At 66.5% G+C, this 12,924-nt stretch carries 7 protein-coding genes; all 7 read left to right on the top strand.

Annotation, left to right across the window (positions count from 1 at the left end; translation table 11 throughout):
• Positions 1 to 96: 96 nt before the first annotated feature.
• Positions 97 to 2,109, top strand: coding sequence for a hypothetical protein (locus NZ773_08435; protein ID MCS6801952.1), 2,013 nt, complete (start codon positions 97 to 99; stop codon positions 2,107 to 2,109).
• Positions 2,110 to 2,944: 835 nt separating this feature from the next.
• On the top strand, positions 2,945 to 5,077 hold the full coding sequence (locus NZ773_08430; GenBank protein MCS6801951.1) for a hypothetical protein: 2,133 nt from the start codon (positions 2,945 to 2,947) through the stop codon (positions 5,075 to 5,077).
• A 29-nt stretch (positions 5,078 to 5,106) separates the two neighbouring features.
• A complete protein-coding gene (locus NZ773_08425; protein ID MCS6801950.1) occupies positions 5,107 to 6,123 on the top strand; it encodes an LLM class flavin-dependent oxidoreductase in 1,017 nt (338 codons plus the stop codon).
• Positions 6,120 to 7,943, top strand: coding sequence for a hypothetical protein (locus NZ773_08420; GenBank protein ID MCS6801949.1), 1,824 nt, complete (start codon positions 6,120 to 6,122; stop codon positions 7,941 to 7,943). Before NZ773_08425 ends, NZ773_08420 begins: the two co-directional genes overlap by 4 nt.
• Positions 7,940 to 10,102 (top strand): hypothetical protein, encoded by a 2,163-nt coding sequence (locus NZ773_08415; protein ID MCS6801948.1) that lies wholly within the window; start codon positions 7,940 to 7,942, stop codon positions 10,100 to 10,102. The genes NZ773_08420 and NZ773_08415 overlap by 4 nt, the downstream gene beginning before the upstream one ends.
• Positions 10,099 to 11,040 (top strand): glycosyltransferase family 2 protein, encoded by a 942-nt coding sequence (locus NZ773_08410; GenBank protein ID MCS6801947.1) that lies wholly within the window; start codon positions 10,099 to 10,101, stop codon positions 11,038 to 11,040. The genes NZ773_08415 and NZ773_08410 overlap by 4 nt, the downstream gene beginning before the upstream one ends.
• Positions 11,041 to 11,231: 191 nt before the next feature.
• Positions 11,232 to 12,911, top strand: coding sequence for a CTP synthase (locus tag NZ773_08405; GenBank protein ID MCS6801946.1), 1,680 nt, complete (start codon positions 11,232 to 11,234; stop codon positions 12,909 to 12,911).
• The last annotated feature ends 13 nt before the right edge of the window (positions 12,912 to 12,924 follow it).

Genomic DNA, 12,924 nt, shown 5'->3' with positions numbered 1-12,924 from the left:
CTCGACGATAGAATCTTTAAGCAGCTTTGCACATTTCTGTCGCTCGGGTAGGGACAGCGCGCGCTTGCTGCCCGAGCGGAGCGCAGTGGAGCGAAGATGGCGCGACGAACCGACGGACCATCCTTCCGGCGCCAGCAGATTCCACGGCGAACGGTATTGACCGCAGCGGCAGCGGGCATAGGCGCGGCTGCGCTGCGAGGCGCAGGCCGGGCAGAGGCGGCGCCCGTCTCCAACAGCCGCCCGGACGCAACGCTGCGGCTTCCTGCCGGTCTTGTCGGCCGCAGTTCTCCTGCGGTGTATGACATCGACGGCGACGGTCGCCCCGAGTTGATCTTCGGGACGACGCGCGCTCGCTTGGTCAGCGGCGCCTACGACCGGCGCGGCGAAGCGAAGGTGTTTGTCGTCCGAAGCAGCGGCGCGAACACCCTCGAGATTGTCGCCGAGCAGCCGACGATCGGGCCGATCAACGGGGCTGTCTCGGTAGGAGCGCTCCAGCCGGGCGCCGACCCGTGCGTGCTCGTGCCGGTCGGCGGTGATGTGGACGATAACATTGCTCCCGACAACGGCATGCACTGCTACCGCTTCAACCGGCAGACGCGCCGCTTCGAACTGCTGTGGAATTTCGACACCGGTCATGATGACTGGCCGGCAGGGCGAGGAGACGGCATCCGTGACCCCGTCTATGGCTCGGCGGTGCTTGCATCCCGCTATCAAGGCCCGACCCTCGATATCATGTACGGCGGGTGGGACCGCTGGATTTACCTCGTTGACGCCGCCGGCCGGAAACTGTGGGAGTTCCACGCCGCCGACTCCGTCTGGTCGACGCCCGCCATCGGCGACCTGAGCGTCAATCGCACGTGGAGCGCCGCATCGGTGCCGGGGCGCTATCACTTCTTCATCGGCCAAGATATCGGCCCCTCGGTAGCGGGGGGCGTCGAGCAGCTTGGCGGCGGCTTTCTTAACGCCTTTCGGCCGGACGGAACACTGCTCTGGCGCAACTTCTATGAAGATACGATCTTCGCCGCGCCGGCCGTTGCGGACATTGACGGCGACGGGGACCTTGAAGTAGTCTTCGCGACCGGGCCGTTCTACCGCGAAACGGGAGCCTCGCGTCGCGTCGGCCAGCAGACCCCGCGGCCGGACAATCATCTTATCTGCGTCAGCGCAGCGACCGGCGCCGAGAAGTGGCGGGTCCGCTTTGAGGGGTTTGGAGGATACAGCTCGCCGGCGCTTGCCAACCTGCGTGGCCGGACCTCTGCCCTTGGCTTGCCGACCTACCAGATTGCGGTTGCGTATGGGACTGGCCACACCCAGTTCGAAAACAGCCGGCTGCTGCTCGTAGATTCGGACGGGCGAGAGCTCTGGTCGCGCCGGCCGGTTGACCGCGATAACAAGACCGACGGGCTGCGCACCTCGCCGGTGATCGCAGGGGGGCACATCTTTCAGGCTGTCGACTGGGGTGTTGCCGAGTTCGACGCAGCGGGCAACCAGATCGCGAGCTATCACACGAACTTTATCGTTCAGGCGAGCCCGGCGATCGGCGACCTCGACGGCGATGGGCAATTGGAGCTGTATGTCGTCGGGGGCAACCTCTTCGAGACCCCTGGGACCGACGCGACCAATGGCTGGGTATATAAGTGGATCCTGCGTCATCTGCCGCCGACAACCGAATGGCCGATGTTCCACCTCGACGCCGGCCGAACAGGCTATCTGCCGCCGACCTCGCTGCGGGTGCCTCCGATCGCCTTGGGCGCGCCGTATTTCTTCTCCGCGCGAACGACCGCCCCGCGCCCGATCCGGTTCCGGTTCCGGTTCGTCTTGCCGCCCGGCATTCCGGATGTCGACCCCAGGCGCTGGGTGACCGTGACCCCGCTGGTTGAGTTCGTCACATCGTCGATGCAGCCGATTGCGAAGATCGAGGTCGACTTGAGCGCCATTCCGTCGTCGGTGCCGCCAGGGACGCCGGTCACGATCATCTTCGAGCCGGCAGACGCCCTCGCAGCGAGCGTGTCCCCGCCGCGTATCATCCCGAACTCGGTCGATCTCCCCACTCCTGGTCCGATGCATCATTCCTTCGTGCCGGCGGCGCTGCTGCGCAGTCGAGGGTGATCGAGCGCCTTGCGGCTGCGTCTCCCTCGCAGCGGCGTGAGGCGATCGCGTTGCTGCGCAGCGCGGCGCCTCGTCGGCTGACGCTCCCCTGCCTCCCTGCGGCCCGCGCGATTGCGGGCTGCGTCCTGCTTCCTCGCGCATCGTGCGCCGAAAGGCGGACCGGCTCTCAGCGGCAGCAGTCCGAACGAGCGCGCTTGGCGCTTGCCCTCCTCCTCGGCTCTGCAGGACGGCGACGCTACTTCCTCCCCGTCATCTCGGCGCGTTGCGGCAGCGCAGCCGCCTGTCGCGGCGCTGCTGCGGGCGAAGCGCGCTCTCGGCCTCGGGCAGTGCCGCACGCGACGGCTTGCAGGGCGGCGCCGCATCTCGATCCCTGACGATTGTCGGTCCGCCGGACGAACGGCCAAGATGTCCTCCGCGCGGCATGCTCCTCCCCTAGCGCGGACCCCTGCTAGGCTGTCGGATGCCCGGCGCTCCAGCCGCGTTCCGTCTGCAGGGGCGCGGAACTGCGCCGCGCTCCCTTGCGGGCAGGCGCCGGACTGCCGCGAAGCGCTGGCTGCGCACCGAACTGGAGCGGCAGCCGTTGCCTGCCCACGCCGAGGTCGTATCGCACTCATCGAGGCGGACACGCGCCTCGTCCAGCATCGAGCGCGCTCATGGGCTGCATGTCGTGGACGCTCCCTGCCGCGAGAACTCCGAGTTGGGGGACGCTGACGAGGAGAGACAGTGGTCAGTCCTGCCGCCGACATTGTGCTGCTCTTTGCCGGCGGCCTAGCGGAAGCAGGTCCATGCACAGCCAGCTACTGTCGGCTCCGGTTGCTAGAATGCTCGGCGCGTCATGAGCGGCGTTCTGACAGCGGCAGAGAAGGCGGCAGGAGCCCAGTCTGCCTCGGGCGTGCGATCGAGCTGGGCGCTCCGCGAGTGGGGCCTTGTCGCTGCCGGCTACCTCCTCCTCACTCTCGTCGTGACCTATCCGCTGCTGCGCTTTCCGACCACGCTTGTGCCCTCCGGCGACGGGATGTTGACCGCTTGGGCGCTCGCGTGGTACGCCGCGGCCTTTCCCAGCCGGCTTGAGACGATCTTGACGGGTCCGATTTTTTACCCCTACCAGCTCACGATGCTGTACGACGAGCATTTCTTTGCGCAGGCGGTTCAGGCGTGGCCGATCATCAAGCTGACAGGCAGCCCCGTCCTCGCGTACAACCTTCTGCTGCTCTCCACCTTCTTGCTCAGCGCCGTTGGGGTCTATCTGCTCGTCCGCCGCTGGACAGGAAACCGCTGGGCGGCCTTTGCGGCCGGCGCGCTCTTTTCGTTCAGCGGCGTCCGCCTTGTGCATGCCGGCCATCTCCATATCTTGTCGGTGCAGTGGGTGCCGTTCTCGCTCTGGCTGCTCGACCGCTGGATCGCCGTCGGTCGCCTCCGCGACCTTGCGGGGTTCACGCTCGCCGCAACGGCGCAGCTGCTTTCCGCCTACAACTTCGTTCTGGTCTACCCGCTCACGGTGGGCGTGTGGTGCCTCGTCCGCCTGCTCTCGGCTCCGCGCCTGATCACCCGCCGGACGCTTGGAGGGCTGGCCGCGGCGGCGGGCGTGATTGCGCTCGTCAACGCGCCGCTCGGCCTCCTCTATCTTCGGCTGAGCGAGCAGCTCGGCTTCACCCGCGATGCTGCTGAGACTGCGCTGTACAGCGCCTCGCCGCTCGACTATCTCGTCGCCTCACCGTTCAGCTGGCTGTACGGATCGCTCACGGCGCCGTGGCGTCATCCGGCATGGACCGAGCACTCGCTCTTCCCGGGGATCACGCTGCTCACGCTCGGCGCCATCGGCGCGCTCTCGCTCGCGCTGCCAGTCAGCCGCGGCCGCCGGGGGCTTCTCCTCGCTGCTGTGGCGGTCGCGGGAGTGACGGGGAATTTCTCGCTGGGGCTTGCGCCGCTCCCCCCGCCCTTGCCCGATGTTCGGGTCTATGGTCTTCTTTACGATCTCCTGCCGGTCACCCGCGGCGTCCGCGTTCCGGCACGAGCAGCAGTCTTCGTCACGCTCGCGCTCGCTCTCCTTGCGGGGTTCGCGCTCGCATGGCTGCTGCCCCGCCTCGCCGCTTGGCCGCCGCTGCAGCGGGCCGGCCATTCCCTCGGCATAGGAGGGGCTGCGGTTGCCGCGCTGCTGATCACGGGGTTTGCGGTCACCGAGTCGCTCTCGCTGCCGTTTCTCCGCCCTGAGGAGCGGATCGACGACCACCCTCCCGCCGTCTCGCGATGGCTGGCCGAGCAGCCGGGCCGCGCGCCGATCGTTGAGTTGCCGATGCTGCTTCACACAAGGGAGCAATGGTACGAGACCTCCCGGATGCTGCGGGGAACGCTCCACTGGCGGCCGCTGCTCAACGGCTACCGAGGGTTCATTCCCCCGACCCTAAAAGACCTCTCGCGGCGAATGGCGGGCTTCCCCGATGATGACACGCTGGCAGTCCTGTATGGCCTTGGGGTCGAATTTGTCGTCGTTCATCGCGGCGAGATGCCGCCGACGTCGTTTGAAGCGCTTCTCCGCCGGGCGGAGGCGCGCGGCATGGCGCCGGCGGCGACCTTCGACACAGCCCTCGTCTACCGAGTGCCGGAGGCGCCGCTGGCGGCGCGGGATAAGGTAACCCTCGCCCTTGAGGCGCCTCAGCACGCGCGCGCTGGGGAGCGCGCCGAAGCGTGGCTTATCCTCGCCAACGCCGACCACGCGCCGTTTGTGCCGCGCATCGCGGAGCCGTATCGTCTTTCCGTGCGCTGGCTCGCCGAAGGACGCCGCATTGCCGAGCAGACGGTCGCCGTGCACCAACCGCTTCTTGTTCCTGCGGGCGACGCCGTCGAACTTCCCATCCTGATCGACGTTCCCCGCTGGACCGGGCCGGTTCGGCTGCTGCTGGAGGCGCAGGGCGAGCTTGCGGGGAGCGGGCTGCGCCTTGAGCAGGATTACCTACTCTCGCTCCGGTAGAATGCTTCCGGCAATCAGCAGGAGGGTCCATGCAGAAACGAGCGGTGTCCGTCGGCGGACGGACGATCGCAGACGCTGTCAAAGCAGCGCAGCAGGCAGAAGACGCCGGCTTTGACCTCGTCTGGTTCAATGACAATACCGGGGTCGACGGCTTCATCGGCCTCACCGCAATGGCGCTCAACACCAAGAAGATCGGTCTCGGCTCCGGAATCGCGCGCGCCTTTGTGCGTGCCTGTACTGTCACTGCAGTTGCCGCTGCCGACCTTGACGAAATCTCCGAGGGGCGGTTTGTCCTCGGCCTTGCCGGGGGGACGCCGCGCCAAAACCAAGTCGAAAGTTCGGTGACTGTTGAGCATCCGGTCCCGCAGATGCGCGAACTGATTGAGATCCTGCGCCGCTGCTGGGCGGCGCACGAGCCGCAGCGGATCAAGTATGAGGGGCGGTTTTACCAGATCGATCTCCGGCAGTTCCGGCGCGCAAAGGTCTACCAGCCGACAATTCCGATCTACATGGCAGCGGTCCGCGAGAAGATGCTTCAGCTGACGGGTGAACTGTGTGAAGGATTAGCGGGACACCCGGTCAACTCGATCCGGTTTATCAAGGAGTTCATCGAGCCGAACCTCGCCATCGGGCTCCGCCGGGCTGGCCGAAAGCGGGAGGACTTCACCCTTTCGACCTGGATCTTGACGGCGATCTCGAATGACCGCGCCCAAGCGCGGCGCGAAGCGGCTGCCCAGATCGCCTTCTATCTCACCACCCGCAGTTACAGCCACATCCCCGATTCGCAAGGATGGACCAAGCAGCGGATGGCGATCCAAGAGGCATTCCATGTCAAGCATGATATGACGGCGATGATCGACGCCGTGACGGACGACATGATCGACGCAATGAGCATCGCCGGCACGCCCGACGAAGTCCGGAAAAAGTTCGAGGCGTACAAAGATGTTGTCGATCTGCCGACCTTTCAGGTCCCCGGCATTTTGATGGATCAATCGCGCCGCGAAGAAGCACAGCGGCTGATGTTCGAGGTGTTCGGGAAACATTGAGCGTGACGCTGGCGGGTGACAAGCGGGCGTCTTTGGCGGTCGCCTCCATCCGCCTGTCTGTTCGCCGCTATGCCGGCATCCTCGGCGTGGCAGCCGCCTACGCTCTTGGGACGCTTATCCTCACCTATCCCGTCGCTCTCGATCTGACGCAGGGGGTGCCCGACTTCGGCGACCCGCTCGTTATGGTCTGGTACCTCGCCTGGTATGCGCGGACGATCCCGCGCAACCTCGGCGGCGTGCTGGATGCGCCGTTCTTCTTCCCGCACCGAGACGTTCTTCTTTTTCACGACCATCTGCTCGCGCAGGGGCTCGCTGCGTGGCCCATTATCCAGCTCACCGGCAACCCTGTTCTTGCCGCTAATCTGCTCACACTGCTCTCCTTCACCCTCGCTGCGCTCGGCGGCTATCTGCTGACGCGGCAATTCACCGGCTCACCTCTTGCTGCCTTCCTCGTCGGGCTCGCGGTCGCCTTCAGCCCCTTTCGCATCGCCCATGTCAGCCATCTCAACCTGCTCTGGCTGCACTGGCTCCCCTTTGTTCTGCTGTTTCTCGACCGGCTCTTGGTCAGCAGCCGCGGGCGGGACGCGCTCCTGCTCGCCGGCGGAGTGAATGTGCTGCTGTTCTCCTCATACAACCTTGCGCCGCTCGTTGCAGTGACGCTGGGGGTGTGGGTCCTTGTCCGGGCGGCGACGGACCAGATGGTGCGGTCGGCCCTGTGGCCGAGGCGCTTGCTGCTGCTGGGGGCGGTGGCCGCGCTCTCGCTCGCGCTCAATCTCCCGCTTGCGCTCCGCTATCTCGCTGTGAGCGAGCGGATGGCCTTTACGCGCGCTCCCGACGAGGTGCGCACCTACAGTGCCTCGCTGACTGACTACCTCGTTGTTCCGCCGAGCAATCTCCTCTTGGGTCGGCTCGTGGCGCCGCTGCGGCCGGACCAGTGGTCGGAGCGGTCGTTGTTCCCCGGCCTCGTCGTGCTCATATTCGCAGCGGCAGGAGCGGGCACGGCGCTCGCGCGGCGAGGACCGTCGCGCAGCATTGCGCTTGCGCTGCTCGCTGTTGCGGCGGTTAATCTCGGCCTCTCGTTCGGGCTCAATCCCAGCCTCCCGCTCGGGTTGCAGTGGTATGGCTGGCTGTATGAGCATGTTCCTGGTTTCGCGGGCCTGCGCGTCCCGGCGCGCGCCGGCGGCATTGTGCAGATAGCGCTGGCGCTGACCGCGGGGTTCGGGCTGGCGGCGCTGTTCTCGGCAGTGCGCTCGCTCCCGCATCGCTGGCTGCCCCCTGCGCTTGCTGCCGCACTCGGCCTGCTGATTGTCGCGGAAAGCGCTTCCTATCCAGCGAGCTATGCCGTGCCGGTCTGGCTTGGGGAAGGCGCCGTCGCGCATTCCACCGATGACTACCCCGCGCTCGGACGCAATCCGCGCGCGCTCGCTCCTGCCTCGACAGCGGCCGAGGAGTGGCTGGCGACGGCGCCGGAACCCGGGGCGGTGGCGGTGCTGCCGATGCTGCTCCACACCGAGCGGGCATGGCTGGAGAGCGTTCGGATGCTGGCGGCGCTTCGCCATGGCCGGCCGATTGTCAATGGGACGAGCGCCTACCGGCCTGCGGATCTTGTGGCGCTCTCTCGCGAACTGGCGGAGGGACCAACCCCGGCTGCCCTCGCACTGCTGCGCGAGCGCGGGGTGCGCTACCTCGTGGTCCATCGGGCGTCGCTCGATGAGCAAGCGCGGGCACGTTTCGACATGACGGCGCCGTCGTTGCCGCTCGCCGAGGTGGCGCGGTTCGGCGACGATGTGGTCTATCAGCTGCTTGACCGGGCGCCGTGAACCTGCTCTCGCTTCTCCTCCTCTCACCCTGTGCGCTGCTGCTGCCGGGCTTTGCTCTGCTCCTCCTCTGCCGTCTTCCTCTAGCGCGCGCAGGCTGCCGCACTGAGCTTGTCGACGTCGCTCTCACTGCGCTGATCCTGTCGATCGCATTCAACTCGTGGCTTGCGCTCACGCTCGCCGAACTGGGACTGTTGCGTCTCCCCATCTTCGTGGCCGTCTGGGCGGCGCTCGGCGCCGCAGGCGGCATTGCCGCGGCACGCGGGCGCGCGCTGCCGTTCGGCACCGTCGTGGTCGGGCGGTGGAGCGCGATGATGGGCCTCGTGCTGCTGCTTGGGGCGGCGCTGGCGCACCGCCCGGCGGAATATGTCTTCGGCATCTACGACCCGGGCGTCTATGTCAACACGGCGCTTGCCATGGCGCGGACGGGCGCGCTGCTCGTGCCTGACCCGGAGCTCCCGCGGCTGACCGCCGAAGAGCGGCGCGCTCTGTTCGGCAACGTCCCGGCGCCGTGGCATCGCTCTGGCATGCCGTTTGTGACGGTGCATGATGCCGAGCGCGGGCTGCTCGAACCGGAATGGTTTCACCTCTTTCCCGCTTGGATGGCGATCTGGGCGCTGGGCGGGAATCCGCTGTGGGGCGCGCCAACCCTCTACCTTGGAGCGCTGGGCGCCCTCTATCTCATCGGTCGGCTACTCGTTCACCCGGCGGTGGGGGTTGGCGGCGCGCTCTTTCTCGGGCTCAATGTGGGCGAGATCTGGTTCGGACGCTACCCGATGGCAGACCTGATGGCGCAGACGATGGCGCTGACCGGCTTCGCGCTGCTCGCCTTCGCCGCAACCCGCCATTCGCCCCTGTTCGCGGCGCTTGCGGGCGCGAGCTTCGGGCTGGTCCATCTTGCCAAGATCGATCTCGTCGTGCTTCCGGCTGCGCTTGCGGCCGCGCTGGGATGGCAGTGGGTCCGCGGCCGCTGGTCTCGGTGCGAGACCGCGCTGCTGGTCGCCTATCTGCTGGTTGTGGCGCAGGCCGCTGCTCACGCGCTACTCTTTGCGCGCTTCTATCTCCTCCGCATTGCTCTCGACCTCGCGGCGGTTGCGGGCGTGCGCTCCGCGCTCGACCTGCGGGCGCTCGACACGGCGAACCTCGACCGTCCGTTCGCGCTCGAGCAGCTGGGACGGCTGGCGGCCGCAAACTGGTGGGTCTTTGTCGGGCCTGCCGGCGTCCTCCTCCTCGTTCTTGCGCTTATGCTGCTGCTGCGCGGCCGAGCGCCTTGGCTGCGGCTCCCAGAATCGCCGCGGCTCAATCTCGCGCTTGCAGGGAGTGTCGCGGCGCTCAGCTTTTGGGCATTCTTCATCCGCCCGATCGTGGTAGACACCGACCTCCCAGCCGACCCTGCCGTGCGCGCAGTAGTGCTCGCAAACCGAGAGAGCTTTGTCCAGCTTGGCTGGTACTTCACCCCGCTCGGGCTTGCCGCCGCAGTTGCGGGGGTGACCGCGATCGGTATCGCGCGGCCGCATCCGGTGCTGCTCCTCTTTGCGGGAGCAGGCGCGATCTCCGCGCTGATCTTGCTCACGCAGTCGCTTGTCACTCCCACCCATTTCTGGGCGTTTCGTCGCTATCTTCCGCTCGTGGTGCCGGTCTTCTCGCTCGGCATCGCCTATTTGCTGTTTGCCCTTGCGCACTCTGCTCGGTCGCGGCGGGATCGCCTGCTCAGCATTGCGCTTGGCGGCGTGCTCGCCCTGATGCTGCTCTGGCAGGCGCGTCCGATCCTAGGCGAGACAGAGTATGGGGGCGCGCGCCGTCAGCTCGACGCGCTCGCCGAGGCGATCCCGGCGGACGCCGTGGTGCTGCTCGCCTGGAGCCCTGCTGCCGAACGGCTGGCGATGCCGCTCCACTTCGCCTACGGGCGGACAGTCTTCGCCATCGAAGAGAAGGCATTTCACGACCCTGGCCTTACCGCGGCGGTCCGTCGCTGGCACGCCGAGGGACGGCCGGTGCTGTATTTGCGCGAGCGGAGCCTTCCGCCGGCTCCGACGGTCCGCGAGCCGATCGCCACTGTGGCGTTCGATGTCCCGGCGCTCGAACGTCCTCTCGACCGGCTGCCGCGCCAGTGGGAGCGGCTTCGGTTTACAGTCGACCTCTATCGGCTGGATGCTCCGTGACAGAACCGCTTGCCTCGGTGATCATCGTGACATGGAACGGCCGGCAGTGGCTCGAACGCTGCCTGCCGGCGGTAGAAGCGCAGCGCGGTGTCCGGTTCGAGACGATCGTTGTCGATAACGGCTCCACCGACAGCACCGTCGAGTTCATCGAGCGCGCCTTTCCGCGCGTCCGTCTGATTCGCAACCGGCGCAACCGCGGCTTTGCGGCGGCGACAAACCAAGGAATGGCCGCGGCGCGCGGTCACTATCTTGCCACGCTCAACAACGACGCGATCGCCGAGCCGGATTGGCTTGCCGCGTTGGTTGATGCCTGCGAGGCAGATAACAACCTCGCGATGGCGGCCTCACGGATGGTCCGGCTGGATGACCCGACGGTCTTTGACTCGGCGGGGATCGCGCCCGACCGCTTCGGCTTTGCGTGGAACCTGCGTGCCGGTGAGCGGGTGCCGGAGCGAGAGGCGCCCTGCCCGGTGTTCGGCGCCTGCGCCGGCGCGGCGCTCTATCGCCGCAGCATGCTCGAAGACGTGGGGCTGTTCGACGAGCGCTTCGGAAGCTACTACGAAGATGTCGACCTAGCGTGGCGGGCGCAGTTGCGCGGCTGGCCGGGGCGCTACATTCCGAACGCTGTGGTGCGTCATGCCCATTCGGGAACCGGCGGGCGCTTTCCCGCGACGAAGCAATTTCTCCTCGGGCGCAACCGGCTGCTGAGCGTGCTGAAAAATATGCCCCAGCCCGGCCTGACGTTCGCGCTGCTCGCCGCGCCGCTGCTCGATGGGGCGGCGGTGGCGCGGGGGCTGCTTCGGGGGGAGACCGCCCCGCTTCGAGGCCGGCTGGCGGTGCTCCGGGAAGTGGCGGTGGTGCTTCAGCAGCGGCAGCGAATTCAGCGGCGCGCGATCCTCTCGTGGCGCGATATCGAGCCCCTGTTAGTTCGGCGGTAGGGCGTGATACACTTCGCTGTGTCGCGATGCCCACTGGTCCCCCGCCTGTTCTCTGACCGCTGGGCTGTCTCCTCTCCTGCTGCCGTTCGTGGCCGGCTCTTTTTTCCTCTTTCCTCGCTCAGCGGAGCTGCTAGAGCGGCAGGACCTCGAACCGTACAATCCGTGGCCAGCCTGCTTGAGCGAGGAGTAGCATGCCGAAGTACATCTTCGTGACGGGCGGCGTTGCCAGTTCGGTCGGCAAGGGGATCACCGTCGCCTCGATCGGCCGTGTCTTGAAAAGCCGGGGCATTTCCGTGTCGGCGCAGAAACTCGACCCCTATCTGAATGTCGACCCGGGCACGATGTCGCCCTATCAGCACGGCGAAGTGTTTGTCACCGATGACGGAGCGGAGACCGACCTCGATCTCGGCCACTACGAGCGGTTCATCGATGTCTCGCTCAGCCGGCTGAGCAATGTGACGACCGGGCAGGTGTACACCAGCGTCATCGCCAAGGAGCGGCGCGGCGATTACCTTGGGGGCACGATCCAGGTCGTGCCGCATGTCACCAACGAAATCAAAGACCGGATCGCTCTCGTCGCGAAGCAGACCGGAGCGCAGGTCATCATCGTCGAAGTGGGCGGCACCGTTGGCGACATTGAGGGGCAGCCGTTCCTCGAAGCGATCCGACAGATGCGCAAAGATGCGGGAAGAGATAACGTTCTCTACATCCATGTCACGCTGCTGCCGTATCTCATGGCGACCGGCGAGCTGAAAACGAAGCCGACCCAGCACTCTGTCAAGGAGCTGCGCAGCATGGGCATCCAGCCCGATGTCATCATCTGCCGCTCTGAAGTGCCGGTCTCGAATGATCTCAAGGAGAAGATTGCGCTCTTCACGGACGTCGATGTCGAGGCGGTGATCACGCTTCCGACCGTCTCCTCGATCTACGAAGTCCCGCTTATTCTCGAAGATCAAGGCCTCGGCGATAGGCTCGTCGAGCGGCTGAACCTTCCGGCGCACGAGCCCGATCTTGCGGAGTGGCGCGATCTCGTCGCCCGGATCAAGGCGCCCAAAGAGGCAGTGCGGATCGCGCTTGTGGGCAAATATGTTGATCTGCAGGACTCCTATCTCTCCGTCAAAGAGGCACTGCAGCACGCCGCCGTCTTCCACGGCCGCACGCTCGAGTTGGCGTGGATCGACAGCGAACGCCTCGAGCGGGAAGACCCCGAGCCGATCTTGCGCGGCTACGATGGGATCGTTGTGCCGGGCGGCTTCGGGAGCCGAGGAACGGAAGGGATGATCAAGGCGGCGCGTTATGCGCGCACGCATCGGATCCCCTATCTCGGGCTCTGCCTCGGCATGCAGATCATGGTGATTGAATTTGCGCGCGCGGTCCTTGGCTGCGAGGAGGCCAATTCGACCGAACTGAACTTCGCCACGCCGCATCCGATCTTCGACCTGCTTCCCGAGCAGCGAGGGCTGGCCGAGAAAGGCGGCACCATGCGTCTCGGCCAGTATCCCTGCCATCTTGTGCCCAACACCTTGGCGGCACGAGCCTATGGGGAGCGGGTCGTCTATGAGCGGCATCGTCATCGGTTCGAGTTCAACAACGACTACCGCGACCTCCTCACCCGCGCCGGGCTCTGCATCAGCGGCACCTCGCCCGATGGTCGGCTCGTCGAGGTCAGCGAGATCGTCGGGCATCCGTGGATGCTCGGCGTCCAGTTCCATCCTGAGTTCAAGTCGCGGCCGACGCGGCCGCATCCCCTCTATCGCGATTTCATTGCGGCGGCAATCCGGGTGCTGCACGAGGGCGATCAGCTGCCGCTTGGCACCCTGAGCGAGACCGAAGCGCCTGCCGCCCCTCCCGTCGCTGCTCCATCAGAGTAGGCGGTCCCTTTCT

It is taken from the genome of Dehalococcoidia bacterium, assembly GCA_025054935.1.
GTDB lineage: Bacteria > Chloroflexota > Dehalococcoidia > SpSt-223 > SpSt-223 > JANWZD01.
Note: the sequence above shows the minus strand (reverse complement) of the source record. Positions and strands in the feature narration are given on the sequence as shown.